Origin of the sequence: Streptomyces sp. NPDC058955, assembly GCF_042741435.1 — a bacterium.
Taxonomy (GTDB): domain Bacteria; phylum Actinomycetota; class Actinomycetes; order Streptomycetales; family Streptomycetaceae; genus Streptomyces.
Genome location: NZ_JBHYKM010000078.1, coordinates 1 through 24,027 on the forward strand (window position 1 = coordinate 1; position 24,027 = coordinate 24,027).

At 71.1% G+C, this 24,027-nt stretch carries 23 protein-coding genes and 3 pseudogenes; 14 read left to right on the top strand and 12 right to left on the bottom strand.

Going from position 1 to position 24,027, the window contains the following annotated elements; genetic code table 11:
• Positions 1 to 343: 343 nt before the first annotated feature.
• Positions 344 to 901 (bottom strand): annotated as a pseudogene (locus tag ACFW1I_RS25695) (hypothetical protein).
• Positions 902 to 1,015: 114 nt separating this feature from the next.
• Between ACFW1I_RS25695 and ACFW1I_RS25700 the strand changes: the two are divergent.
• Together ACFW1I_RS25700 and ACFW1I_RS25705 are read left to right on the top strand one after the other, a co-directional pair.
• Positions 1,016 to 1,546: a hypothetical protein gene (locus ACFW1I_RS25700; protein WP_384674152.1), complete on the top strand. Its 531-nt coding sequence runs from the start codon at positions 1,016 to 1,018 to the stop codon at positions 1,544 to 1,546.
• 475 nt (positions 1,547 to 2,021) lie between these two features.
• Positions 2,022 to 2,273 carry a hypothetical protein gene (locus ACFW1I_RS25705; RefSeq protein ID WP_384674155.1) on the top strand — a complete coding sequence of 84 codons (252 nt, stop codon included), beginning with the start codon at positions 2,022 to 2,024 and terminating at the stop codon, positions 2,271 to 2,273.
• 212 nt (positions 2,274 to 2,485) lie between these two features.
• Here the strand turns inward: ACFW1I_RS25705 and ACFW1I_RS25710 are convergent, their stop codons facing one another.
• Complete coding sequence (locus tag ACFW1I_RS25710) at positions 2,486 to 3,166, bottom strand: SMI1/KNR4 family protein (protein WP_384674158.1); 681 nt, start codon at positions 3,164 to 3,166, stop codon at positions 2,486 to 2,488.
• Positions 3,167 to 3,640: 474 nt separating this feature from the next.
• On the opposite strand from ACFW1I_RS25710, the gene ACFW1I_RS25715 reads away from it, so the two are divergent.
• The gene (locus ACFW1I_RS25715) at positions 3,641 to 4,453 is read left to right on the top strand and encodes a glutamate ABC transporter substrate-binding protein (protein ID WP_384674217.1); all 813 of its coding nucleotides are present in this window, start codon (positions 3,641 to 3,643) and stop codon (positions 4,451 to 4,453) included.
• Positions 4,454 to 4,973: 520 nt separating this feature from the next.
• Here the strand turns inward: ACFW1I_RS25715 and ACFW1I_RS25720 are convergent.
• Complete coding sequence (locus tag ACFW1I_RS25720; RefSeq protein ID WP_384674161.1) at positions 4,974 to 5,483, bottom strand: DinB family protein; 510 nt, start codon at positions 5,481 to 5,483, stop codon at positions 4,974 to 4,976.
• A gap of 169 nt (positions 5,484 to 5,652) precedes the next feature.
• A complete protein-coding gene (locus tag ACFW1I_RS25725) occupies positions 5,653 to 6,018 on the bottom strand; it encodes a DoxX family protein (RefSeq protein ID WP_384674164.1) in 366 nt (121 codons plus the stop codon).
• 60 nt (positions 6,019 to 6,078) lie between these two features.
• On the opposite strand from ACFW1I_RS25725, the gene ACFW1I_RS25730 reads away from it, so the two are divergent.
• Positions 6,079 to 6,960, top strand: coding sequence for a LysR family transcriptional regulator (locus ACFW1I_RS25730; protein WP_384674167.1), 882 nt, complete (start codon positions 6,079 to 6,081; stop codon positions 6,958 to 6,960).
• 505 nt (positions 6,961 to 7,465) lie between these two features.
• On the opposite strand, the pseudogene ACFW1I_RS25735 reads toward ACFW1I_RS25730, so the two are convergent.
• Positions 7,466 to 7,654: pseudogene (locus ACFW1I_RS25735) on the bottom strand (N-acetyltransferase); the annotation flags it as partial.
• Positions 7,655 to 7,660: 6 nt separating this feature from the next.
• Entirely contained in the window at positions 7,661 to 7,984 is a 324-nt protein-coding gene (locus ACFW1I_RS25740) for a hypothetical protein (protein WP_384674169.1), read from the bottom strand.
• Positions 7,985 to 8,318: 334 nt separating this feature from the next.
• Between ACFW1I_RS25740 and ACFW1I_RS25745 the strand changes: the two genes are divergently transcribed.
• Both ACFW1I_RS25745 and ACFW1I_RS25750 read left to right on the top strand, forming a co-directional pair.
• Positions 8,319 to 8,627 carry a hypothetical protein gene (locus ACFW1I_RS25745; protein ID WP_384674229.1) on the top strand — a complete coding sequence of 103 codons (309 nt, stop codon included), beginning with the start codon at positions 8,319 to 8,321 and terminating at the stop codon, positions 8,625 to 8,627.
• Positions 8,522 to 9,294 (top strand): annotated as a pseudogene (locus ACFW1I_RS25750) (transposase). Before ACFW1I_RS25745 ends, ACFW1I_RS25750 begins: the two are co-directional and overlap by 106 nt.
• On the opposite strand, the gene ACFW1I_RS25755 reads toward ACFW1I_RS25750, so the two are convergent.
• Both ACFW1I_RS25755 and ACFW1I_RS25760 read right to left on the bottom strand, forming a co-directional pair.
• Entirely contained in the window at positions 9,242 to 9,550 is a 309-nt protein-coding gene (locus tag ACFW1I_RS25755) for a hypothetical protein (protein ID WP_384674172.1), read from the bottom strand. The pseudogene ACFW1I_RS25750 and the gene ACFW1I_RS25755 sit on opposite strands and share 53 nt — an antisense overlap.
• Before the next feature lie 364 nt (positions 9,551 to 9,914).
• On the bottom strand, positions 9,915 to 10,310 hold the full coding sequence (locus ACFW1I_RS25760; protein WP_384674173.1) for a hypothetical protein: 396 nt from the start codon (positions 10,308 to 10,310) through the stop codon (positions 9,915 to 9,917).
• Between the two features lie 215 nt (positions 10,311 to 10,525).
• On the opposite strand from ACFW1I_RS25760, the gene ACFW1I_RS25765 reads away from it, so the two are divergent.
• The 3 genes from ACFW1I_RS25765 to ACFW1I_RS25775 all read left to right on the top strand — a co-directional run bounded on the left by ACFW1I_RS25765 (position 10,526) and on the right by ACFW1I_RS25775 (position 13,471).
• Positions 10,526 to 11,926: a Mucin-2 gene (locus ACFW1I_RS25765; RefSeq protein WP_384674176.1), complete on the top strand. Its 1,401-nt coding sequence runs from the start codon at positions 10,526 to 10,528 to the stop codon at positions 11,924 to 11,926.
• 120 nt (positions 11,927 to 12,046) lie between these two features.
• Complete coding sequence (locus ACFW1I_RS25770) at positions 12,047 to 12,679, top strand: hypothetical protein (protein ID WP_384674220.1); 633 nt, start codon at positions 12,047 to 12,049, stop codon at positions 12,677 to 12,679.
• Between the two features lie 222 nt (positions 12,680 to 12,901).
• Positions 12,902 to 13,471, top strand: a complete 570-nt coding sequence (locus ACFW1I_RS25775; RefSeq protein WP_384674179.1) for a cytochrome P450 — start codon at positions 12,902 to 12,904, stop codon at positions 13,469 to 13,471.
• Between the two features lie 118 nt (positions 13,472 to 13,589).
• On the opposite strand, the gene ACFW1I_RS25780 is transcribed toward ACFW1I_RS25775, so the two are convergent.
• Positions 13,590 to 14,306 (bottom strand): flavodoxin family protein, encoded by a 717-nt coding sequence (locus tag ACFW1I_RS25780; protein WP_384674182.1) that lies wholly within the window; start codon positions 14,304 to 14,306, stop codon positions 13,590 to 13,592.
• Positions 14,307 to 14,522: 216 nt separating this feature from the next.
• Positions 14,523 to 15,929: an alpha/beta hydrolase family protein gene (locus ACFW1I_RS25785; RefSeq protein ID WP_384674223.1), complete on the bottom strand. Its 1,407-nt coding sequence runs from the start codon at positions 15,927 to 15,929 to the stop codon at positions 14,523 to 14,525.
• Between the two features lie 430 nt (positions 15,930 to 16,359).
• On the opposite strand from ACFW1I_RS25785, the gene ACFW1I_RS25790 reads away from it, so the two are divergent.
• Together ACFW1I_RS25790 and ACFW1I_RS25795 are read left to right on the top strand one after the other, a co-directional pair.
• Positions 16,360 to 17,514, top strand: a complete 1,155-nt coding sequence (locus ACFW1I_RS25790) for a sensor histidine kinase (RefSeq protein WP_384674184.1) — start codon at positions 16,360 to 16,362, stop codon at positions 17,512 to 17,514.
• Positions 17,511 to 18,173, top strand: a complete 663-nt coding sequence (locus ACFW1I_RS25795; RefSeq protein ID WP_384674187.1) for a response regulator — start codon at positions 17,511 to 17,513, stop codon at positions 18,171 to 18,173. The genes ACFW1I_RS25790 and ACFW1I_RS25795 overlap by 4 nt, the downstream gene beginning before the upstream one ends.
• A gap of 88 nt (positions 18,174 to 18,261) precedes the next feature.
• Here the strand turns inward: ACFW1I_RS25795 and ACFW1I_RS25800 are convergent, their stop codons facing one another.
• On the bottom strand, positions 18,262 to 18,999 hold the full coding sequence (locus tag ACFW1I_RS25800; protein ID WP_384674190.1) for an SDR family oxidoreductase: 738 nt from the start codon (positions 18,997 to 18,999) through the stop codon (positions 18,262 to 18,264).
• Positions 19,000 to 19,091: 92 nt separating this feature from the next.
• Between ACFW1I_RS25800 and ACFW1I_RS25805 the strand changes: the two genes are divergently transcribed.
• Entirely contained in the window at positions 19,092 to 19,955 is an 864-nt protein-coding gene (locus ACFW1I_RS25805; RefSeq protein ID WP_384674193.1) for a LysR family transcriptional regulator, read from the top strand.
• A 96-nt stretch (positions 19,956 to 20,051) separates the two neighbouring features.
• Entirely contained in the window at positions 20,052 to 20,666 is a 615-nt protein-coding gene (locus tag ACFW1I_RS25810) for a TetR/AcrR family transcriptional regulator (protein WP_384674196.1), read from the top strand.
• 99 nt (positions 20,667 to 20,765) lie between these two features.
• Here the strand turns inward: ACFW1I_RS25810 and ACFW1I_RS25815 are convergent, their stop codons facing one another.
• On the bottom strand, positions 20,766 to 22,259 hold the full coding sequence (locus ACFW1I_RS25815; RefSeq protein ID WP_384674198.1) for an MDR family MFS transporter: 1,494 nt from the start codon (positions 22,257 to 22,259) through the stop codon (positions 20,766 to 20,768).
• A 208-nt stretch (positions 22,260 to 22,467) separates the two neighbouring features.
• Between ACFW1I_RS25815 and ACFW1I_RS25820 the strand changes: the two genes are divergently transcribed.
• Positions 22,468 to 23,610, top strand: coding sequence for a cytochrome P450 (locus ACFW1I_RS25820; protein ID WP_384674200.1), 1,143 nt, complete (start codon positions 22,468 to 22,470; stop codon positions 23,608 to 23,610).
• The last annotated feature ends 417 nt before the right edge of the window (positions 23,611 to 24,027 follow it).

The window sequence follows — 24,027 nt, forward strand, 5'->3', positions numbered from 1 at the left end:
ACCTCATGACCCGACGCCTCACCCAACAGAACACACCCAACTGGCGCGACACCTGACCACAAGCGAAACAGACAACCGAGAATCAAACGCTCACTAAGTCACTCGGATATGGCTTGCGTTCACTCACCCGGGTCACATCACCAGATCAACAACCGCGGACCGGCAGATTCCGCCCCGCCGCCACACCATCAGGCGACAGCAGATCCGCTCAAAGGCTCACGAACCACCCACTCAGATCGCCCTCGTTCGCCAGGGATGGATAGGGCCGATGACGTTCTCACCTCGTGGCGTCAGACGGACCGGTCTTGGTGGCCGGCCGCTGTCCTAGGCTCTGGCCTTGGGGTCAGGGCCGTGTCCACATCAGAATCGAGGTGAGGTGCAGTGCGGCCGCCTGGTAGGCGACCGGCGAGTTTGTCGGTTCGCATGGCCAGGCCGGGTTGATGCAGCGTTCGACTGAGTTGCGCTGCTTGTATGCCTCGGCGTCGACGCCGAGCGGGCGACCACCGGCGCGATCTCGCCGCAGTCGGTGACCGACCGGGTCGGCAGGCTGCGGGATCACGGCGCGCATACCTCGTCGCCGGAGATGCTCGCGGATCGCGCGGGATGAATACGCGGTCCGCCAGGACGGCGACCGGCCAGGTCCGCGGTCTTCCCGGCCCCTCTCGCGGAACGCGGATGTCTGCCATCACCGCCTCGAAGGGCAGCGCGTCGCCCGCCTGACCTGCGGAGACGCGGAGGACCAAGGGGCGTGGACGTGCATGGCTGTCGCTGACGGGACAGACCTCTGTACTCAAGGCGCCACGGGAACGTCCGAGCGCATGGTCGTCGGCTCAGCCCGATCCTCAAGGGTTCGACGACGGTCGGCCCCTCGCCGACCTCGGACCGGATCGGCCGGGATCAACGACTGGACCCGGTCTCACATCGCATCAGTGATCACCGACCGGACAGACAAATCGGTTCAACCGACGAGCAGATCAAGCAGACACGCTCTACCTCGGCTTTTCCCTTAGGATGCGTGATCCACATCGCTCGGGGGATCATGAGCTGTTTCATACGCGACCGAAGACGGTCGGTCTTGTTGCTGCTGGCGTCGGCGGTCCTTCCCGGCGCCGCGGCCCTGGCCGGGGCAGCCACGGGTGGCCAGGGCGAGCCGGTGCTGCTGAGTTGGCCTCGTGAGTACGTGTTCTTGCTGGTCGGCGTGTTTCTGATCCTCCTGGCAGCAGCGGTTCTGTGGGGTCTGGTGAAGTCCGCTCTGCGTATGACGCTGGCCGCCTTGCTGTTGCTGCTGGGTGTCCCGTTGACCTGGATGGGTGGAACCTTCGCCATGCTCGACGGTGACGAGTGGGAGGTGAAGACAGAGTCGGCGCCGGGCCGCGGTGACCGCAGACTGGTGCTGGTGCAATTCGACGACTTCGACCCTGCGCGCTGCCTCTACGTCCACCAGGACGGCCTGCTCGGGGAGCGGCGCTGGAAGGTCGGCTGCTTCATGGGCGAGGGGACGGACTCAGTGACGCGACATGGACCTCGCCCGACCGGGTCCGCATGACCCTGGGCAGCACGTCACAGGAGAGCCATGAGGTGACCATCTTTCCGAGTGGTCAGCCCGAGTGGGTCCTTCTTTACAACAGTGCGATCTGCCCGGGCGACTTGCGCGGGGAATGCCAGAGTTTGTGAACGAGGGTCGAGCCGTTGCTGCCGGCCGGACCGGATCCCGATGCGGGGAAGGCGGAAGCGTGACGCGTGGTCACCGGCAGGTGATCGACGTCAGTACGTGACCAGCCGCCGATTGCCGGTCGACAGGGGCGGGAAGGTGCGCGTTTGGGTGGCGGCCGAGGAGTGTGCTGAGCCGGAGAGTCCCTTCTCCTTGCCGACCGCGGATCCGGAAGCGACCAGGCGCGGCCCGGCCCCGCCGATGCAGTCCATTCCACGGCCCCGTCCCCCAAGCTCATGGCGGTTGGCCGAGCTCCGGACCGTCCTGCCGGACCCAGGCGGTACCTCTCCCGGTGGGAGAGGATATGCGGGTGATCAACCCGCTCTTCCGCACATCCAGACGCCGCCTCATCACCCTGATCATGCTGGCCGCCGTCATCGCCTTCGGGTGGTACGCCGTCCAGCCGGTCTTTCCGGAGTGCACGGTCTACTCAGGGGCCTACGTTCCCGTCGACGCCTCGGCGGAGGAAGTGGACGCCGCTACGCGCCAGGCTTACGAGAATGCCCTGGCCGACGGGGCATGCGGACCGCCACGCGCTCGGTTCCGAGACTGGGTGGGCTGACCTGAGGCCGTACGTTCGGCGCGCTGCACTCGCGCCGTAGACGGGGCAGGCCCCCTGAAACTGGTCACTGAGCCCGGGAGGAGGGGATGGTCCTGGCGCGGTGGCCGTCTGGGGCTGGCCGTTTCCCGTTCGGGCGTCGGGTGTGGGGGAGAGTCTCCGGCGTGGTGGGTGCCTCGGAGCGCTCCGTGCGCGGCGGGTCCGATTTTGGGTGTTCAGACTGCCCCCAGCGCTGTGCGCTCAGCGTCGCGCAGCCATCCGAGGTACCACTGCGCGAAGGTCACCGGCTTTCCGTCGCGGCCGAGGAGCGGTGCGAGGTCGGCGTCGTCCACTCGGCAGTCCGACCAGATCGTGCCGCGGTGGCTGCCGCTGATGATGAGCCACTCCCGCTGGGCGCAGCCCAGGTGGCAGATCACGATCGCACCGACGGTGCGCTCGGGGGCGAACATGACGGCGCCCCACCGTTCGTCCCATGCTTCGATGGCATCGTCGAACTCCTCGATCTCGTCGAAGTCCTCTTCCTCGGGGCGTTCAGCAAGGAGTACGTCGACGATCTCGGGGTCCGGGCCCTGCTCGGGGAACGGCTCGGCAAGCCGGAGCAGATCTGCCATGTCCGCGCCGTCGCCCTCCCACCGCCAACGGCCCTGCACTCGCCGCACCGGGAACAGGCCATGGGCGGGACCAGCGCCGCCCGCGCCGACATGAAGGAGGAATGTCCGGAATTCGTCCGGCAGCCGCACCTTCATCTGTGCCTCGAGCTCTGCCAGCTCGGCGTGGCTGAGCGGTTCCTCCAGAACCCATCTGTGCCTCAAGGCCCCGAACACTTCGTTGCTCGCGGGCGACATCCCCAAAGCCTCGACCCGTTGACGGGTGCCCGCCCACTGCTGATCAGTCATAGGCAGAAGGTGGGTGCTGCCACCGACATCGAACGTCGACGGGACCCTCCTGAAAGCCAGGTGCGGCCAGGTCAAACCGCTGCGGGAGGGCGTGCATCGTGTGGTCCGGTGACGCGGCGAGTGCGTCGTGCGGGACGCGGCTGGGGACGGGCGTGCGGAGGATGACCCGTTTTGGGGTCCGTTTGAAGGGTGGGTGTGGGGGTGGTGTGGTGTGGTCACCTCAATTTCCGCTCAGATGTGATGACGATTCTTCGGATGTGTCTCTAGTGTCCTCTCATTCGAGCAGGACGGAGCAAGAGGTCGATGAGCGCAGTGGCAGTGTCCGAGGAGCAGGGGGATCGTTCCCGGGGCCGGGAGGATCTGGGCGTTCCGCCTGTGATGAGGAAACGTTTCGGCGTGCTGCGTGTGCTGCAGGACATCGGCCTCACGATCGGTCGTGGTGACGTCGTCGTCGCTCTGGTGAGACTCCGCGGCATGCGTCCGGTCGGTGCCGTCGCGGGCGCCGTCGTCCTTGGCCTGACCGTCACCGGGTGTGGGCTCGGGTCGGACCTCGGTGGCGAGAGCGAGGAGATCGCCATCGGCATCAAGTTCGACCAGCCCGGTCTCGGCCTGAAGACCGCGGACGGCTCGTACGAGGGCTTCGACGTCGACGTCGCCACGTACGTCGCCAAGAAGCTGGGTTACTCCGAGGACGACATCGTCTGGAAGGAAGCCCCGTCGGCCGAGCGCGAGAACCTCATCAAGAACGGCGACGTGGAGTTCGTCGTGGCGACCTACTCGATCAACGAGAAGCGCCTGAAGGAGGTCGACTTCGCGGGTCCGTACTTCCTGACCCACCAGGACCTGCTGGTCCGCGGCGACGAGGTCTCGATCACCAAGATCGAGGACCTCAACTCCAGGAAGCTCTGCTCGGTCACCGGCTCCACCTCCGCGCAGAACGTCAAGCAGAAGCTGGCCCCGGAGGCCGGCCTCCAGCAGCTCGGCGGCTACTCCGAGTGCCTGGCCGGCCTGGAGGACAAGAAGGTCGACGCTCTGACCACGGACGCCGCCATCCTGGCCGGCTACGCCTCGCAGCAGCAGCACTGGGGCAAGTTCAAGCTCGTGGGGCTCTCCCTGAGCGACGAGAACTACGGCATCGGCCTCAAGAAGGGCGACAGCGAGCTCAAGGCCAAGATCAACAAGGCCCTGGGGGAGATGGTGTCCGACGGCACCTGGCGGAAGCTCGTGAGGAAGCACTTCAGCCTGTCGAGCTACCAGAGCGAACCCCCGCCGAGCATCCAGAACTGAACGTTCCTCTCGCGAGCGGCCGGAAAGCCTCCTCGGCCCGGTCGCTCGTGAGCATGGCGCGACCGGGAGTGCCGTTCCTGTTGTGAGCCCCGTGCGGCGCGGCCTCAGAGTGTCGGATGCCGGCACCCGGGGTACTCCGCCGCAGCAGTTCGGTGGCCGTGTGGCGGTGCTGTCGTAGGCGGTCTGCTTGGGTGGGCAGGGGAAGGGATGTTGCTGGTGGGTGCGGGCGTGGCGGGGCCGCTTGGCCTCGGAGGTGAAGCCCGGCATGGTCTGCGTCTTCTCGTGCGTGACCCGCTCGGCAGTGGTCGGTTGCGGGGTGATCTCGACTGCCCGACTGCCGGACTGCCGGACCGCCGCGTACGGTGTGACTCCTTCTGGAGATCGTCGGTCTTCACGTAGAGCGCGGTGGTGAGGGAGTCCAACTCTGTCTTGGGGCAATGACGTTGGACACTCTCCATCCGACCCTGCGGGCGACTCTCTGGAACGGATGGGCGCGTCGAGATCGATGGCCCCTGCGGACTCAGGCGCCCACGGTCCCGTCGACGCCTTCACGCAGAAAGTCCGCATGCCCGTTGTGGCGGCCATACTCCAGAAGTACGTGCACCATCACCATCCGCAGCGACACCTCCTCGCCCCATCGGGGCTGGTACCCGGCCAGGTCCAGGGACTCGGCCTCCCGCTCGATGCGGCGCGAGTTCTCCACCTCGGCATCCCAGGCCGCGAACGCCTCGTCCCTGGTCGACGCGCTCGCGTCGTACGCCGCCTGGAAGTCGATCTTGTCGGACCAGACCATGGGCGCGTCGTTGTCCTCGAATACTCGGCGGAACCAAGCACGCTCCACCTCCGCCATGTGCCGCACCAGACCGAGCAGCGACAGCGTGGACGGCGGCATCGACTGCTGCCGCAGTTCCTCGTCGGTGAGCCCTTCGCACTTCATGGCGAGGGTTGCGCGGTGGTAGTCGAGGAAGGCCCGCAGCATGTCGCGTTCGCTGCCAAAGCTGGGCGGTCCTGTGCGATTGTCGCTGGTCATTGGCCATGCTCCTCGTGCGTGCTGGTGTTGAGGGCCAGTATCCAATCCGGTCGACCGTCTCCCCCAACGAGGCCGTCGACCGGACCTGACTGTTCCTACTGAGGTCGCCGGACACGGGAGAGTGACGGGCTCACGGGACCCCGCGCCGCAACTTCCTTGGAATCGATCGTCAGGAGAGCACGGTCAGGGCCAGTGTGGCGGCTGCCGTGGCGAGGAAGAAGGCGGGGAACCCGAGGTTGTGGAGCACGCGGGCGCGCAAGTGGAAGGCGAGGGCGCCCAGGTAGAGCAGCGTGAGGCCGCAGGCCGCGGCGGCGCCGAGAGGGCGCAGTGCGGCGTCGTAGAGGCCGAGGACGAGGCCCGCTGCTCCGGCCAGCTTGAGGGCTGCGAGTCGGGGGAGCCAGGATCGGGGGACACCCACCTCCGCTGCGTTGGCCAGGACGAAGCGTGCCCCGGCGAGGTCGGCGGAGGCGATGGCGACGTTGATGGCGGCGGTGAACAGGGTGACGACGGGCAGTGTGAGCTGGGTGGCGGTCATGCCTTCAGGGTCTGGGGGCGCCCGGGCGCGGTCCAATACCGGTTTCCATAACCTGTTGGCATGGATGTGGACATGCGCATGCTTCGGTACTTCCTCGCAGTGGCGCAGGAAGGCAGCCTGACCGGGGCCGCGGCGAGGCTGTTCGTCTCGCAGCCTGCGCTGACCAAGCGGATCCGGCGTCTGGAGGAGGATCTCGGCGTCCGGCTCTTCGCGCGTTCGCGGTCGGGGATGGCGCTGACCGAGGCCGGCCGGGAGTTCGCCTCGCGGGTACCCGCGCTGCTGGACGCCTGGGACGAGACGGTTCGGGCGACCGGCCGGGCGGCGCGCGTGTTGCGCCTGGGCTTCCTGGACGCGGGCGCGGTGGGTGCCGTCCCCGAAGCCGTCGCCGAATTCCGCCGGTCCCGGCCGCAGTGGCGGGTGGAACTGCGACAGTGCGACTGGTCGGACCCGAGCGGCGGCCTGGCCCGGGGCGAGGTGGATGCGGCAGTGGTGCGCCTGCCGTTCCCGGGCCAGAAGAGGTGGGCGGTGCGGGAGCTGTTCGCCGAGGAGCGAGGGGTGCTGCTGCCGGCTGCACATCCGTTGGCGGACTGCCCGACCGTGGAGTTCGAGGAGCTTGTGGACGAGCCGTTCGTCGCGGCCGACGCAGCGTCCGGAGCGTGGAGGGAACACTGGCTCGCGGTGGAGGAGCGCGGCGGGCACCCTGTCAGGGTCGGCGCCGTCACCAGCCGTCCCGACGAATGGCTCGGAGCGGTGGCAGGCGGTTGCGTGGCGCTGGCCCCAGCGTCGGCCGCGCACTTCTACCCCCACCCGAACGTGGTGTTCCGTCCGGTTCGCGGGATCTTGCCGAGCCGGGTGGGACTGGCCTGGCCTCGCAGCCAGACGCACGCGCCTGCCCTGGACGAGTTGCTGGCGGCCATTGCGCGGCGCCTGAGCCGTCGTTGAGGGCGGGGCGCCGGAACGTCACCGGCCGGGCGTGCGGACTCTGGTGTTCTGGGCGGCTGCTGTGACCGACTGGCCTTGCTGGCTTGGGGGCGAGGATGTCGCAGAACACAGCCAGAGGCTGGAGAGCGAGCAGTTCGGCGGTGCCGTCCGAGGGACCTCCTGAAGGAGGCTGTAAAGAACGTTTCATCCTGGCGGGGTGTTTGGTAACTGGCGCGTTGTCGCCGCTTGGGGCGGACCGTGCCGACGTGTGAGGAACCGCCCGTGGAGTGCAATGTGTGTGGTCAGGCGATGTGGCGGTGGCCGATGCCGCCGACGGCTTGGGAAGAGGAGATCTGGTCCTGTCGCTGGTGCCATGCTGCCGCCCATGGGGGCGGCGAGTGTCGGCGTACGCGTGAATCCTCACTCCGGTACGGATGAACAGGGACAGTTTCAGCTGCGCTGCGCCTCGGTTCCCGGATGCCCTGGCGGCGATGGCTGGGGACGTCTCGGAGCCGGCGGGCCCCTCTCATGTGTGGTCGAGACTCCGGGCGGTTCGCCGCTCAAGTCCGGACCTGCAGTCAGTCGGCCACTCCGCTGCGGAGATCGAGAAGATCGCGGAGTCACGGAGGAGGCCATGCTCGCCAGGGGCACACGACCGTGACCAGTTCCGCAGCACGCCTTCGAAACGAGCGCCTACCTCTTCGATCGCCGCCCTTAAGGCCTAACCCCCCGACGCAGTAGGGGCGTTGTTGACCGCGAAGACCTGGTTGCCCGCCGCGCAGGGGTGGTCGGCGTACTTGCTGGACGTACCGCCGCCCAGGGTGACCTTCTCGCCTTCCTTCGCGAAGACCTTGCCGTCCGGCTCGTACACGACGGCCTTGTCGTTTTCGATCCGGGCGGTCCAGCCGTACCCCCAGCTGAGGGGGACGACGCGTCCGTCCAGCGACGACTTCGCCGCCACGCAGTTCTTGTCGGTGACCACAAGCGCTCCCGGCAGGGCCGCCAGGAGCGCGGCCGTGGGGTCGTTCTTGGCCCTCAGGATCATCCGGGGTGGCGTCGCGGGGCTCTCGGCCGCGCCCGTGGTCGTCGCGGGGGCAGAGGCGGCGGTGGAGGTCGCCCGCGAGGTCGGGATGGTCGGAGGGGTCTCGGTGGGGGACCCGCAGCCCACGACTCCCGTCAGCAGGAGCACTCCCGCAGCGGCGGTCGCCGCTCGGCATGCTGTGGTACGGGTTCTGGTGCCGTCCTGGTCCGTCATCGCATCCCGTCCGTTCGCCGGGCGCACGCCTTGGGTGCGCTCCAGAGTGGGACGGTGGTGCAGCCGCACGGGTTCCGTGCGGCTACACCGCCGTGTGTCAGCCGACTTCCGGGAGACGCCCCAGATGTTCAGGACGGTGCTGATGGGCACGCAGTTGACCCAACGCGAGCAACCGACGTTGCAGGCGTCGGGGTTCACGGAGCCGCGGGCGGTGGTCATGGGGTCGGCGTTGATGTCCGCACTGATGAGGATGCCCCGGGCCGGTACGCCGCCGGTCACCGCCTTGAACATCGGACCGCCGCTGTCGCCGTGGCCGCCCACCGAACGCTGTGGGAGCGCGTGGTCCCGCTGCTGCCGCCCGCTCCCGAACGACGCCGTCGGCATCCTGGACGGCTTCGCGTTCCGGACAGAGCAGCTCTCGCCGGCATCATGAACGTCCTGCGGACCGGTGTCGCCTGGCGGGGGACGTCCCGGCCGAGACCGTGGGCTGCTCCGGAGTAACAGCCTGGCGCAGGCTGAGGGACTGGACCGAGGCCGGCGTGTGGCCGCGCCCGCATGCTGCCCTGCCAGCCGAGCTTCGCCGCGCCGATCTGCTGGACCTGGACGACTGCGCCGTGCACCGGTCGCACGTCCGGGCGCTCAAAGTGCGGGGATGACGTCGGCCCCTCGCCCGTCGACGGGGCCCGCCTCGGATCCTCACCCAGCTCGTGCCGCTGTTCGACGCCGTCCCGCCCATCCGACGTCTGCGAGGACGTACCCGCCGCAAGCCCCCGGCGCCTGTATGCGGACCGGGGCTACGACTTCGACAAGTACCGCCGCCTGCCGTGGAAACGCGGCCTCAAACCACTGATCGCCCGACGTGGCGTCGCCACGGCTCCGGACTGGGCAAGGTGCGGTGGGCGGTGGGGCGCGCCTTCGCCTGGCTGCACCAGTTCAAACGGCTCCGTACCCACTACGAACGACGCGCCGATCTCCACCAAGGCCTGCTCGAACTGGCCTGCAGATTCATATGCCTACGCCGACTCCCACGAACGGCCAATCGCTCAGTCAGTAACGGAGGCGAGCTTCAGCCCCATCGATACGCACCATGCAGTCCTTGAAGAGCCGCAACGGAGTCTGCTGGCCGTCAACCGGAGCCAGCGTGAGCCCCCGATCCTGCAACGGCTTGGCCAGGGCGACGAACCTGAGCCCATCCGGGTCCCGGCCCCCGTAGGTCGCCAACGCCTCGAACAACGGCCTCACGCTCTCCCAGCCAGGTCCCGGGGTGAAGCGCGCCAGGAAGAACGGCTGATCACAGCCGTACTCACTCAGCTCACCGACCAGGACGTCTCCCTGCAACAGCTGCCACCGCGTCATCTGGTGTCCCCGTCCCCCACCACCCAGTCGAGTTCGTATCATCGCAGCGCAACCCTCTGGCCAAGCGCTCCATTCTGAAACGTTCAGTCGGGCACGCACTGTCATACCGTGGCGTGACCGGCCGGGACGCTACGACGCCTGGCAAACCGCCGAGCAGTTGCAGGGCCAGGCGGTACTCGGCCGGAGCCCGCATGCCAGGACCGTTCCGAGACCCAGGACGAACAGTCGATGTTCGTCTGCGGCGCCAGCCGGGCTGCTACGGGCCGCACACTGAACCGGTGGGTCCAGCCGACCCGTGAGAAGGTGATGAACGTGGCATCTTCCGAGGCGTCACGGCGAAGCCCGGTACGACCTGGACGTCGTTTCAACGGGTGAGGTGCCGTCGGATGAACGGTGCCGCCCCCAGGACGAGGACGGCGAAGGCGGTCAGTCGTTGAAGGCCCGGCTGGACGGCGAGGTTGCTGTGCTGGATGCCGTAGGTCGCGTACCAGTTGGCGGCGAGGTCGGTCGCCATGATGGCGCAGGCCATGTCGATTCCTCGGCGTCTGCCCCTGATCAGGAACACGGCGGCGAGCGCGTCGAGCAGTGCCAGCGATGACCAGTAGAGGTTGAGCCAGGCCGGTGCCCAGTCGTAGGGGTGCAGACCGTGGCTGAGGAGGTCGGTGACGTGCGCGGAAGCGCCGACGAAGAGCAGGGCGGCTGCGATGCCGCAGACCGAGAGGACGGCCCAGCGCGGGGTGTGGTGCATCCATCCGATCACGGCGTGGATCGTCGCACCTTCGGGTGCTGCCCGTCAGGCGGTCAGTCGTGGTGTGTGTCCGTAGGGCGCAGAGGAGAGGCGGCATGGGGCCGCGATGTCTCCCGGCATGACCGGACATCCGCATGCCCGGTCGACTCCAGTCGTTCGGGGCCGGATCGGCGTACGAGATCATGGGCGCCTGACAGATGAGGACGACACACGGGGGTACGGGATCCATGGTGGCGTTCCACGCATCCGCGCTGGACGGTGTCGGCCGTAATCCGGCGCTGCCCGTCTCGCTGCTGCTGCGCCTGCTCGCGTTCGACGGGGGCGGGGACCGCCGTCCGCCGCGTGGCGCGCTGCAGCGGGCCGGGCTGCCGGAGGCGGCCGTCATGGTGATCCTGGCCCACCGGGATCCGGGCGTCCGGATCGATTTCGCCATGAGTGCCGGGGCGGAGCCCGCACAGCGGGCCCGGCTCGTGGACGATCCTTCTCCGAAGGTGCGGGTGGCGCTCGCGTACGGGCCCGAGGTGTACGACCCGCGCACCGAGGTCGCGCCGCTCCCGGACGCCGTGTGCGCCCGTCTGCTCGACGATCCCGTCCCTTCTGTCCGGGCGGCTCTGCTGGACTCGCGCAATGTGGCGCCGTCGTTCGTGGCCTCGATGGCTGGGCATCACCGTGCGGCAGCGCGCCGGGAAGCGGTGCGACGTGCCTGGGAGATCCTGCCGGCGGGCGTGCGGTCGGCGCTGCTGGCCGACCCTGATCCCGAGGTGCGGCGGGCCGCCGCGCTGGGGGAGTGCCGGCGGGACGCACGCCTCACCGCCGCACTCGTTCGCGATCCGAGGTCCGCCGCCGAGGCGCTGCGCCGAGGGCTCCTCGACCGCGCCGACGCCGAGCGGTACGTCGTCGAGCGGACGCACCTGGCGGCCCTCGCCGGGAACCCGTCGCTGCCCGCCGACCTCGTGGCGCGGCTCGCCGTCGACCCCGACGAGGCCGTACGGCTCGCGGTCTCCCTCAGGCCCGAGTTGGACGAGGCACGGCGCATGGCCATCGACTTCACGGCCGGGGAGCGCGACAGGGGCGACGGTGTTCCGTGGGTACGGGACGGGCTCACCGACCCCGCGGTGCTGCGGCGGGCCGCCACCTCCGGCCACCCGCTGCTCCGGCGTGCCGCCGCCTGGAGCCCGCACCTGCCGCCCGACCTGCTGAGCCTTCTCGCGCGCGTCGAGGACCCGGTGCTGGACGACCTCCTGGGCATCCACCACCCCGACACCCCGGAGGAGGTACTGATGCGTGTGTACGCGCGGCTCGGCGCGACGTTCTCCGCCTGGATGGCGGAGACGCACCCTCGTTTTCCCCGCGAGGGCCTCGCCGCGCGCTACGCGGACCACCCCGACGGGAAGTACCGTCGGCTGGCCGTCCGGGACCCTGCCGCCACGCCCGCGCTGATCGAACGGCTCAGCCATGACCCCGTGGTCTGGACGCGTCAGGCCGCGGCCGGCGATCCGCGCCTTCCGCTCCACCGGCTCCTGGAAGCCCTCCACGTTCCCGAACTCGCCTCGCGCGCGGGCGCCAACCCGGCCCTTCCCGAGGACGCGATGGCCGCCGTCCTGGACCGGGCGGGTGTTCCCGCCTGACCGCCGTGCGGCACCGCCTCGCTCGCGGCGCGAAGGCGGAAGGCACGTTCCGCGGGTGATGTTCGGCGCTATCAGGAGGCGGCGTGGGCGGGGAATGGGGGAACTGCGCCGGTGATCGTGATGCAGCCCGTCCTGGAGATGGACGTACCCGCCGGCTTCGACCTCTGGCCTGTGGCCGAGGCCGAGTCGCTCGGCTTCCTCACTCTCAGCGGTGAGCTCTCCTCCGCCGAAGTCGGGTCCGCGGTGATGCGCATCGCCGGCTGCAATGACATCGACCCCGACGGCGACCGTCCGCCTCGACCGGCCGGCGCGCTCGACTCCTTCCTCCACGGACTCCTGACGTTCGACAGTCCCTTCGCCTCCGGCGGCCTGCGCGTCACGGACCACGCCACGGGAGTCGCCTTCCTTCCCGGCTGCTGCGATGGACTGGAGCAGTGGCGCGACTGGCACCGGTTCATCGAAGGCGGCAGCCCGCTCGGATTCGGCCACGACCCCGTGTCCCCCCTCGCGGAGCGCCTCGGGGACACCGTCCGGCTCACGGTCAACGCCGAGGAGAGCGACAGCCCGGTGATCGAGCTGACCGCCGCCGACTTCCGCGCGCTGCTCGCCGGTGCCGAGCGCGACCTTGTCGACTTCCTGGCGCTGGCCGCCAGTTGGGCCTCCGTGTACCTGCCCCGGCACCATGGGCCCGTCGTATCCGCCCTGGCCCGCGCTCTCGATCTTCCCTTGCCGGGCGTACCGCCGGAGGCGTAAGGCGGCGGTTGTCCTGGCTCCGCCGGCCGGAGGGGGCCTCGGGTGGGCACGGCGTGCGGCACGGCGAGCACGGTCGTCCGTACCTGCCTGGGCTTGACGGCCTGGCTCACCCTCCCCGCCCGACCGCCCGCTCCGGTCTCGGCTCGACGAACAGCTGGGGCCGGGCGGAGCAGGTCGAGCGGCACTCGCGGGGACGCCGAAGGACCCTCACGGCCAAGGGCGGTGCCGGATGTCTATGACGTCCATGCCGGCGGCACCGGCCGCGGCGACGCCTTCGTCGGTGTCGTCGTGGGCGAGGCACGCGCTGGGGTGCACGCTGAGCTCCACGTCCTGCTCACCCACCCCGACACCCTGACCCGCATCCGCCAGGGGACCCTCGACTGGGACGACGTCGTCGAGGAGACCCTGCGCATCGACGGCCCGGTCATGCACGTTCCGCTGCGCTGTGCCGTCGAGGACATCGACCTGGGCGAGGGTGTCGTCATCAGGAAGGGCGCCCCGATCATCATCGCCTTCGCCGCCGCCGGACGTGACCCTGAACTGCACCCCGACGATCCGGATCGATTCGACCCCACCCGGGCCGGCAAGAAGCACCTCGCCTTCGGTCACGGGCCCCACTACTGCCTCGGCGCCCATCTCGCCCGTCTGGAAGCCCGGATCGCCCTGACCACCCTGTTCGCACAGCTGCCCGACCTCGCCCTCGCCCACCCCGAGGAACAACCGCCCCGCGTCACGTCGATGATCGTCAACGGCCCCGAGAACCTGCCCGTCATCCCTCGCCCGGCCGCCTAGTCCGACTCTTTCGGGGACCTCGGGACCTCGGGACCTCGGGACCTCGGGACCTCGGGACCATCGGTCCGGCCATCCCGGGCTGGTCGGACCGGAAGCCCCCCGTTCGAGGATCGGCCGATCAGCGGTGCTCAGGATTCTCGAAGTCGAAGCGGCAGCCGGCGTCCCACTCGGAGCGCTGGTTTCCGTGGGCGGGGATGCCGCCGGCGTCCTTGAGCATCCTCGCCAGGTGGAGCTGGTTCCAGGTCATGAAGGTCGTGTTGCGGTTCGTGAAGTCGTTGTCCGGGCCGCCGGAGCCGGGGTCGAGGTACGACGGGCCCGGGCCGGCCTCGCCCACCCAGCCCGCGTCCGCCTGCGGCGGAAGGACGTACCCGAGGTGCTGGAGGCTGTAGAGGACGTTCATCGCGCAGTGCTTGGCGCCGTCCTCGTTGCCGGTGATCAGACAGCCGCCGACCCGCCCGTAGTACGCGTACTGCCCCTGCTCGTTCAAGATCGACGAGCAGGCGTACAGCCGCTCGATGACCCGCTTCATCACGGAGGAGTTGTCCCCCAGCCACACAGGCCCCGCCAGGGTCAGGATGTCGGCGGCCATCACCTGCGAGTAGACCACCGGCCACTCGTCCGTCTCCCACCCGTGCTCCGTCATGTCCGGCCAGACACCGGTCGCGATGTCGATGTCCACCGCCCTGAGCACCTCGACCTGCACGCCCTGGCGCTCCATGATCCCCGTGCTGATGTCGATCAGCCCCTGTGTATGGCTGCGCTCCGGGGAACGTTTGAGGGTGCAGTTGATCACCAGGGCGCGCAGATCGGCGTACGACGTCGTCGGGTCCGGCACGGAATCCTCCTCCACACGCTCCGGGAGCCCGGATGCGAGGGCACCGGGAGATCTCCCGGCACAGCTCACCAGGTCCTCGCCCCGGGCGCTCGCGGAGCTGGGCCGGTTGCCTGACGGACCGCCCTCCCGTCCGTCGGTCGGGGTGCCGGGCACAGCCCCAAGGGGACTGCGAGGCCGACCGACCCCGTGGATGGCCGATCACGCGCGCGCGTCCGGTCACGGGGCGGGCGCCGCTGCTCCCCGGCCCCCCGAGGTCGAGACCGTGCCGTAGGCCCGGAGCGTGTCGGCCGGGTCGTCGCCGGGGCGGTGCCGGAGGGTGGCGTCCAGGAAGGCGAGGGTGGCCGCGGCGACGACGCGGGGGCTCTCGGTACGGCCCAGGGTGCCGACGATCGAGGGGAGCGGCGGCAGGTAGAGCGGGCCGTCCATGAAGGTGAGGTGACCGGCGCCGGGGACGCTGAGCCGGTAGCTCGTCGCGGTGTTGTGCGCGAGGGCCTCGGTGAGGCGGGGCAGGTAGCGCGGGTCGGTGTCGGCGGTGATCTCCTGGGTGAGCGCGAGTGCCGGTCGTGCGAGGGCGGGCGTGGTGGGGCCGTGGGGGTAGCCGTCCAGGTCGATGACGGCGTCGAACCGCCGGGCCGCCTGCAGGGCGGCGGCTCCGCCAAGGGAGTGGCCGGCCACCGCGGCGCGGTCGGTGTCCAGGCGTCCGGTCAGCGGGTCGGCGGTGTCACCGCGGCCCCATCGCTCCAGCCGGGTGAGGACGAAGCCGAGGTCGGCGGCACGGACGGCGGTCCAGCCGGCGGCCAGCTCCTCGTCCCTGTCGCGGTCCCCGGAGGAGGCGGTGGTGGCGCGGATCGTGCGGCCGTCGGCGAGGACGACGACGGCGGAGTCGTACGGGTGGTCGAGGGCGGCGACCAGGTAGCCGTGGCTGGCCAGCTCCTCCGCCCAGGCGGTGTTCTGGGACCGCACCCCGCCCGACCCCGGGGAGAAGAGGACGACCGGGTACCGCTCCCCTCCGTCGGCCACCGGCGCGTCGACGACGGCGCGGCTGCGGGCCCCCGGGAGGCCGTCGAACAGGAAACCGGGCAGGCCGACCCCATGGGCGAGGGCGTCGGACACGGTCCCCGCCTCGTCCTTCGTACGTCCCAGGTACGGGGCCCGAGGGGCATCCGTCGGGCTCTTCCGCGCCGGGTACCAGAGCTGGACCACCACCGTGCGCCGGTCGTCCGGATCGGCGGTGAAGCTCTCGGGGCGGAGCGGGTCGGTCCACTGCACCACCCGGGTGCCGACCGCGAAGGCCCCCGTCGGCTCGGGGAAGACGGGCACGGGGAAGGCCCAGGCGGCCACCGGGCCGGTGGCGATCAGGCCGGCGCAGGCCAGCGATCCCGGCAGGGCCTGCCACCAGCGGGCCCGCCGCGCCGGCCGACCGGTACGGCGCCGCAGCAGGGGCGGGAGGGCGAACGCCGAGGCGACGGCGGCGCCGGCCAGGACCGGCAGCATCTGCCAGCGGATCCCCACGACGCCCAGCACGATCGCCGACGGCACGAGGACCGCCCCGGCCGCGATGGTGCCGGGCCGGCGGGCGGCCGCAGGCAGCCACCGCGCCACCAGCAGGGCGAGGGCGCCCATCAGGACGAGGACTTCCGGAAGGGACAGGGGCACGGACAGAGGCAGAGATATGGGCGGGGACATGGGGAGGGATGTGGGGAGGGACGTGGGGAGGGACGTGGGTGTGGACAGCCCCGGGATGGTTTCACTCACCCGGCCATGCTCGGCGCCGAGCGCCCGCCGACACATCGGCCCGGGGTCGCCGCCGACTGCGACCGGGATGGCAACCGGTCGGGGCCGCGGTGCGACCGGAGGGGCAACCACGCACCCAGAACCAGGGGCGGGCTTGCGACCGCGGGAGGCAGCGGGCCTCCTCCTGTGGTCGTACCCCCGCCCCGTGCGCTCCGACGCCGGGCTCATGTGCGGCGCTCACCGGCGCCCTAGGCTGCGGCTGTACGCGGTGGCGGCCCCGGCCGGGCGGCCGTCACGACGACCGATCGACGGAGAGGGTGTGACGGTGCGCCACCTGGACCGGATACGGCCACTGGCGTGGGACTCGGTGCTGCCGACGCTCCTCCTGCTCAACGTCGTGACCACCTGTCCGGCCACGGAGCTGCCGGTCGCGGCGGCGCTCACCGCCGCCCTGGTGCTGCCCCTGCTGTGGCGGCGCCGGGCCCCGCTCGCGGTGTTCACCGCCGTGGTGGCCGCGGCCTTCGTCCAGTGGCTGGCGGACGTCCAACTGGTCGCGGACATCGCCCTGTTGGTGGCCCTCTACACGGTGGCCGCGCACGCGGGCCGGCGCGTTACGTTGCTCGCCGCCGCCGTGGTGGAGGGCGGGGCCGTGCTGGCCTGCCTGCGCTGGGTGCCGAACGGCGCGTTCCTGACCCCGTTCGTCGCGCTCTCCGCGACGGTGGTCGCCGCCGCCGTCCTCGGGGTGAACGTGCGGACCGGCCGGGCCTACCTCGCCGCCGTGCAGGAACGGGCCGAACGGCTGGCGCTGCACCAGGAGCAGCAGGCGCAGCTGGCCGTCGCCGCGGAGCGGGCCCGGATCACCCGCGAGATGCACGACATCGTCACCCACAACCTGTCCGTCATGGTCGCGCTCACCGACGCCGCCGTCCACGCGCAGCACCGGTCCCCGGACCGGGCCACCGCCGCGATGCTGCAGATCTCCGAGACGGGCCGGCAGGCCCTCACCGACATGCGGCGCTCGTTGGGCGTCCTGCGGGCCGACGAGCCGGACGCCGAGCGCCACCCGCTGCCCGGCATCGCCCAACTGGACGCGCTCGCCGCCCAGATGGCCGCCGCCGGGCTGCCGACCGTCCTGGAGGTGCGCGGCGGCCACGCCCATGTGCCGGCCACCGCACAGCTCACCGTCTACCGCCTGGTGCAGGAAGCGTTGACCAACACCCTCAAGCACACGCCCGCCGGCACCCGCGCGACGGTCCTGGTCGCATGCTCGGCCGGGAGCGTCGGAGTGGAGGTCACCGACAGCGGCCCCCGGCCCGCGCCGTCCGCCGCCGCACCGTCCGGCCACGGCATCCCCGGCATGCGCGAGCGCGCGGCCGCCTATGGGGGGACGCTGCGGGCCGGACCGCTTCCGGACGGCGGCTGGGGCGTACGGACCCGGCTCCTGCTCGACAGCAGCGGGACGGGCGCCGTATGACGATCCGCATCGTGATCGCCGACGACGAGGCGCTGCTCCGGATGGCCTTCGCCACGGTCCTGGAGGCCCAGCCCGACATGGCGCCGGTCGGCGAGGCCGCGGACGGCGCCGAGGCCGTCCGCCTCGCCCGGGAGCTGCGGCCCGACGTCGTCCTGATGGACGTCCGGATGCCCGGGACGGACGGGATCGAGGCGACCCGGCAGGTCGTCGAGGTCTCTCCGGGGAGCAGGGTGCTGATCCTGACCACCTTCGACCTCGACGCGTACGCCTTCGCCGCCCTCGGCGCCGGGGCCTCGGGCTTCCTGCTGAAGAACACCCGGCCCGAGGAGCTGCTCACCGCGATCCGCGACGTCGCGGCGGGCGACGCGGTGCTCTCCCCGCGGATCACCCGGCGCCTGCTGGAGGACTTCCGTCCGCAGTTGGCCGACGGGGGCACCGCCGACGGCGACGAGCGGCTGGACCGGCTCAGCGCCCGGGAGCGCGAGGTCCTCGTCGAGGTCGGTCGCGGCCGGTCCAACGCCGAGATCGCGGCCGCCCTCGCCCTCGCGGAGGCGACCGTGAAGTCCCATCTGGGGCGGATCCTGCTCAAGCTGGAACTCCGCGACCGTATCCAGGCCGTGGTCTTCGCCCACGAGAACCGTCTTGTCCCTCCGGCCTGACACCTTGTCCCTCCGGCCTGACACCGCCGAGGGCGTGCCGCGGCGGCCGGGCCACGCGCCGGACCGGGCCGACCACGTAGGTGCGCGGTCACCAGGGGATCGTGCCGTTGTCGTCGAAGAACGAGCCGCTGGGGCCGTCGTCGGGGAGGGTGGCGAGTCGGACGGGGGTGGCGGCGCCTTGCTCGGGGGTGCGGGGGCCGTGGAAGCCTGTGAAGTCGGTGGCGACGAGGCCCGGGCAGGCGGCGTTGATCAGGATGTTCGTGCCGGTGAACCGGCGGGCGTACTGGACGGTGACGGCGTTGAGGAACGTCTTCGACGGCGCGTAGGCCGCCATGACCGGGCCGATCTCGGTGTCGGGGTCCGTCTGCCGGGTCAGGGAGCCGACGGTGCTGGAGACGTTGACGACGCGTGGCGAGGCGGAGCGGCGCAGCAGGGGCAGCATCGCGTTGGTCACGCGGACGACCCCCAGGACATTGGTGTCCAGGACCGTGCGGAGCACGTCCAGGTCGAGCGTGGTCGGGTCCTGTACCCATCCCGGGGCCATCTCGCCCGAGACGCCGGCGTTGTTGACCAGGGCGTCCAGGCGTCCTGCCTCTCGTTCGAGCAGTGCTGCGGCGTCGCCGACGCTCTGGTCGTCGGTGACGTCCAGGGGTACCGCGAACGCGTCCATGCCGTGGGCGCGCAGCCTTTCGACGGCGGCCTCGCGTCGGGTCCTGTCGCGGGCTCCGACGCCCACGCGGTATCCGAGGCGGCCGAGGCCGGCCGCGATCTCGTACCCGATGCCCTTGTTCGCGCCGGTCACCAGCGCGGTCTTCGTTTCGCTCATGCTGATGAGGGTGGCCGTGGGGGGAGTGCCGCGGCCAACACCGATGCGGTGTCCGGTGATACCCGGCGGGTATCACCGCTTAGGCTGCGGGCGTGGACACCCTGGAGACCCGTGAGCTGAGGTACTTCGTGGCCGTCGCCGAGGAGCTGCACTTCGGGCGCGCCGCCGAGCGTCTCGGCATGGCCCAGCCGCCCCTGTCGCGGGCGATCCAGCGGCTCGAACGGCGCCTCGGGGTCTGTCTGCTGCAGCGCGATCGCCGGGGCGTGAGCCTGACCGGTGCCGGAGAGGTGCTGTTGCGCGAGGGCCGGGCGGCGCTCGGCGCGACCGCCGCCGCTGCTCGCCGCACCCGGCGCGCCGGCGGAGCGGACGGCTCCGGCGGCTCCGCCGGCCGGCTGGTGCTCGCGGTGAAGGCCGCCGCGTCCCACGAACTGCTGCGGAAGCTCCTCGACGCCTACGCGGCCGAGCCCGGCAGCGCCGAGATCGAGGTGCTGCCGTGCGGCATCTGCGAGCAGGAGGAGCTGCTGCGCGACGGACGCGCCGACGTCGCGCTCATGCACACGCCGTGGAACTCCCTCGCCGGGTTCGACAGCGAGGCACTGGCGACCGAGGGGCAGATCGCGGTCCTGCCCGCCGGGCACCCCCTCGCCGCCCGCGCGACCTTGTCCCTGGCCGACGTCAGGGACGTCCCCGGTCTGCCGCTCGCCCGCTGGCCCACCCGTGGCGCCTACGCACCCGGCCCGGGCCCCGAGGTCCACAACCAGACGCAACTGGCCCAGCTCATCGCCCTCGGGCGCACCGTGGCCGTCGTCCCCGACTCCGCCCGTTCCTGGCTGTGGGCCGAGCACACGGCCGTCCCCCTGACCGACGCGCCTCCCGTCGTGACCCACATCGTCTGGCCCGCCCACAGCCGCTCCCTCGCCCTGGCCGGCCTGGTCCGCACGGCCACGCGGCTGTGACCGGGGCCCTTTCCCGCATCGTGGCGGGTGTGGCGGGGGTGGTCTTGCGTGGCGCGCATATAGTGCGTGGAGTTCGGTCGGTTTCTTGGATGGGTGATGGGCGAGTTCGTTTCTGGTGACTTGCGGGCGCGCAACAGGCAGGTGACGCGCGAGACGATCGGTGCCGCGGCGCTGAGTCTGGCGTTGGAGAAGGGTCCTGACGGGCTGGGCCTGGTGCGGGTGCGTGACATCGCCGAGGCGGCGGGCGTCGCGCCGAGGACGTACAACAACTACTTCTCCAGCCGGGAGGAGGCGATCTGCTTCTTCCAGGGGGATCGGGCTCGCCGTCTCGGTGGGGCGCTGCGGGACAGGCCGGGGGACGAGCCGCTCGGTGAGGCGATCGTCGCGGCGGTGGTGGGCGTGTTCGCCGATCCTGAGCCCGACCGGGCCGGGCTCGCGATGATCATGTCTGTCCCGGCGTTGCAGGGCGAGGCGTTGAAGGCCTTCGCCATGGCTGAGGAGCCGCTGGCCGCCGCGATCGCCGAGCGAACCGGCGCGGGTGCGGGGGAGCTGTCGCCGGGTGTCGTGGCCGCGGCTGTCGCCGGGGCTGTGCGTGTGGCGGGGCGGCACTGGCTCGCGGGTGCCGACTCCGTGCCGTTCGCCGATGTGCTGCGCGAGGCTCTGGGGTGTGCCGTCCTTCCCCTGTCGTCGCCGGGGGGCCGTCGCCCGTAGCGCCTGTGCGGTGTGCGGTTCCGTGCGGTGCCCAGCTCCCGGAGCAGGGAGCGGGGCACCGGAGCCGGGAGCCGGGATGTCGCTTGGCTGCTCGGGGCGTCACGTCTTGTGGGGGTGTGGGGCGTCCTCGGTCTTCTGCTGCGGCGCGGGGGCGTCCGCCAGTCGCTTGGGCAGGAGCAGGGTCGGGGCGATGGCGAGGACGAGGAAGGCGACGCTCCACCAGAAGGTGTTGCTGTAGGCCTCGGCGAGTGCGTCGGGTGAGGGGCTGCGGCCGGGGGCTGCGTCCTGTTGCCTCGTCAGCTGGAACTGGAGGACGACTCCGACGATCGCGGTGCCGGCCGAGAGGCCGATCTGCTGGAAGATGCGTGATCCGCTGGTGGCCCTGGTGACCTGTTCGGGCGGCAGGCCGATGTAGAGCGCGGTCGTCATCGAGAGCACCATCATGCCGAAGCCGGCGCCGGTGACGAACATGGCGATCACGATGACGAGGGCGCTGGTGTCGGCGTCGAACTGGGTGAAGATCAGCCGTCCGGCGATGGCGCCGGCGAGTCCGGCCGTCCCGACGCGCATGGGGCCGATCCGGTTGAAGACGCGTCCCATGGTGAGGGAGGCGAGCGCGGAGCCGACGCCGGCGGGGACGAGCAGGAGTCCGGCGCTCAGCGCCGACTCGGAGTGGACCTGCTGGAGGAACAGGGGGTCGACGAACCCGGCTCCCATGGTGAGGCCGAGCAGCATCAGCAGGATGCTGGAGGTCGCGAAGCCGCGGTAGCGGAACAGGCGCATCGACACCAGGGCGTCGGTGTCGGGCCGGGCGGCGTGCCAGGCGAACGCGGCGACCATGGCCGCTCCGATGGTGAGGGCCACGACGACCTGGGTGGCGCCGAACCCGGCGGTGGTGGCCTGGGAGAGGCCGTACACGAGGGCCACGAGACCGGGGACGAGGAGCGCGACGCCGATGACGTCGAGGCCGGTGCCGCTCGCCGCCTTGATGTTCGGCATGGCCCGTCCTGCCAGCAGGAGGGCGATCAGCCCGATCGGGAGGTTGATGAAGAACATCCACCGCCAGCTGAGGTCGTCGACGATGATGCCGCCGACGACGGGGCCGAGCGTCGGTCCGATGACGGCGGGGACGGCCATCAGGGAGACCAGCTGGGCGCGGCGTTCGACGCCGCCGACCCGGATGAGCATGGCCTGGCCGACCGGGGCCATCATGCCGCCGCCGAGTCCCTGGACGACCCGCGCGGCGATCAGCGTCCACACCGAGTCCGCCAGCCCGCACAGCAGCGAGCCGACGAGGAATCCGGCGAGGGAGAGGTTCCACATCGTCCGGGTGCCGAAGCGGTCCGCGGCCCATCCGGCGATCGGCATGCCGGCCATCAGGGCGAGCAGGTAGGCGGTCACCACCCACTGCACCGTGGAGACCGGGACGGACAGCTCCCGGACCAGTTTGTCCAGCGCGATGCTGACCATCGTCCCGTCGAACTGCATCAGCAGCATGCCGAGCAGGACGACGCCCGCGACCTTCAGCAGCTCCGCCGGGAGACGTTGCCCCTCGCCTGCGGCCGGGGAGTCGCCAGCCTGTGTCTGTGCCATCAACTTTCCTTCGCTGCCTGCGGGTACGGCCCCGCTCCGGGGCTCCTCGTCACGGCCTCACGCTCCCACAGAACTTGCGTGGCGCGCAATTACGTGCAGATACTGCATGTGTTGCGAGGGGGGCACCCGGCCGTGTCCTCGCTTCAGGCGACTTTTAGCGGGGTGGGCTTTGCTGTGGGCGGTTTGCCTTCGATCATGAGGAGACACGATGGCCGCCGAAGAGCCCGTTGGGATGCCGCCGCTCTCGGACGGTGGCGCCGACGCCCTGGCCTGGCTGGAACGGATGCGCGCGGAACGGCCGCTGTGGGCGGACGAGCGGGGCGTGTACCACGTCTTCCGGTACGAGGACGTGCAGGCGGTGATGTCCGATCCCGCACGCTTCTCGTCCAACATCGGCCGGGTCATGCCGGGTTTCGACCCCGAGCAGGTCAGTGCCAACCTGGCCTCGCAGGACCCGCCGGAGCACCGGCTGCTGCGGCAGCTGGTGAGCCAGGCGTTCACCCCGCGGACGGTCAGCGGTCTGCGGCCGCGGATCGCCGAGATCACCCGGGAGCTGCTGGCCGCCGTACCCGGCGACGAGTTCGACTTCGTCGAGCACGTGGCCTCTCCGCTGCCGGTGACGGTCATCGCCGAGCTGCTCGGCGTCTCGCCGGGCGACCGGGCCTTCTTCCGGTCCTGCGCCGACGCCCTGCTGGGCACGCGGGCCAAGGCGGTGTCCGCCGCCGAGCACACCAGGGCCCTCGCGGAGGCCAACAAGGCGCTGCAGGAGTATCTGAGCGCCGAGGCGCGACGCCGCCGGGCCGACGGTTCGGGCGGCCTGATCGGGGCGCTCGCGGCCGCCGAGCTGGACGGGCGGCGGCTGACGGACGTGCAGGTCGCCACGTTCTCCGGGCTGTTGCTGACCGCCGGACACCTCACGATCACGCTGCTGCTCGGGAACACGCTGCTGGCCCTGCGCGACGCCCCCGAAGTCGAAGCGCGGCTGCGCGAGGACCGGTCGGCGCTGCCCGCCGCGCTCGAGGAGTCGCTCCGGCTCCGCCCGCCGTTCCACCGGGTCGTCCGGGTCTCGACGCAGGACGTGGAGATCGCCGGCGGTGTCATCCCGGCCGACCGGCTCGTGATGGCCTCGACGCTGTCGGCCAACCACGACGACCGGCAGTTCCCCGATCCGCGGCGGTTCGACGTCGACCGTCACCCGAACCGGCACCTCGGCTTCGGGCACGGCATCCACTTCTGCCTCGGCGGCCCGCTCGCCCGGGCGGAGACCGAGATCGCGCTCAACCTGCTGTTCGACGAGTTCACCGGGATCGAGGTGACCGGCCGGCCGGGCTTCCACGACTCAGTTTTCTAAGGCCCGAAACAACTGACCGAGTCCGTGCGCCGCGCACGCCGCTCGGGCGCAACACGCCCCGGGGGGGCCCGCCCCCACCCACCCCGCGTCTCTCCCCCCCCCCACCGCGCGCGGGCGCCGCGGCGCGCCCCCCGCCCGGTGGGCGCCCCCCCGGGGGGGGGGGAGCGCGCCGGGTGCTGCGCGGGACGTTCGAAAGCGCCCCGGGCGGTGTCCTGAAGGGCGTGGGATCGTGCCCGGCCCGCACCGGTTCGCGGTGACCGGCGGCCGCCAGGGGCGGTGCGGCGGTGAGCCGGGCGCCCGGAGCGAGATCTTCACCGTTCTTCCGGGAGCGTTCGTGTCCTAGGGGCGGGGGGGCGGGGCGCCCCGCGCCCCGGGACAACAAGAGCAATACAACAAAAGTTTAGCTGCAATACTACT

Coding starts and splice junctions, on each gene's coding strand:
- ACFW1I_RS25710 (WP_384674158.1), bottom strand. CDS start 3,166: ATGACTGATCAGCAGTGGGCGGGCACCCGTCAACGGGTCGAGGCTTTG.
- ACFW1I_RS25815 (WP_384674198.1), bottom strand. CDS start 22,259: ATGGCACAGACACAGGCTGGCGACTCCCCGGCCGCAGGCGAGGGGCAA.
- ACFW1I_RS25720 (WP_384674161.1), bottom strand. CDS start 5,483: ATGACCAGCGACAATCGCACAGGACCGCCCAGCTTTGGCAGCGAACGC.
- ACFW1I_RS25800 (WP_384674190.1), bottom strand. CDS start 18,999: ATGAGCGAAACGAAGACCGCGCTGGTGACCGGCGCGAACAAGGGCATC.
- ACFW1I_RS25795 (WP_384674187.1), top strand. CDS start 17,511: ATGACGATCCGCATCGTGATCGCCGACGACGAGGCGCTGCTCCGGATG.
- ACFW1I_RS25730 (WP_384674167.1), top strand. CDS start 6,079: ATGGATGTGGACATGCGCATGCTTCGGTACTTCCTCGCAGTGGCGCAG.
- ACFW1I_RS25715 (WP_384674217.1), top strand. CDS start 3,641: ATGCGTCCGGTCGGTGCCGTCGCGGGCGCCGTCGTCCTTGGCCTGACC.
- ACFW1I_RS25740 (WP_384674169.1), bottom strand. CDS start 7,984: ATGATCCTGAGGGCCAAGAACGACCCCACGGCCGCGCTCCTGGCGGCC.
- ACFW1I_RS25725 (WP_384674164.1), bottom strand. CDS start 6,018: ATGACCGCCACCCAGCTCACACTGCCCGTCGTCACCCTGTTCACCGCC.
- ACFW1I_RS25755 (WP_384674172.1), bottom strand. CDS start 9,550: ATGACGCGGTGGCAGCTGTTGCAGGGAGACGTCCTGGTCGGTGAGCTG.
- ACFW1I_RS25820 (WP_384674200.1), top strand. CDS start 22,468: ATGGCCGCCGAAGAGCCCGTTGGGATGCCGCCGCTCTCGGACGGTGGC.
- ACFW1I_RS25765 (WP_384674176.1), top strand. CDS start 10,526: ATGGTGGCGTTCCACGCATCCGCGCTGGACGGTGTCGGCCGTAATCCG.
- ACFW1I_RS25770 (WP_384674220.1), top strand. CDS start 12,047: ATGCAGCCCGTCCTGGAGATGGACGTACCCGCCGGCTTCGACCTCTGG.
- ACFW1I_RS25785 (WP_384674223.1), bottom strand. CDS start 15,929: ATGGGCGCCCTCGCCCTGCTGGTGGCGCGGTGGCTGCCTGCGGCCGCC.
- ACFW1I_RS25745 (WP_384674229.1), top strand. CDS start 8,319: ATGTTCAGGACGGTGCTGATGGGCACGCAGTTGACCCAACGCGAGCAA.
- ACFW1I_RS25810 (WP_384674196.1), top strand. CDS start 20,052: ATGGGCGAGTTCGTTTCTGGTGACTTGCGGGCGCGCAACAGGCAGGTG.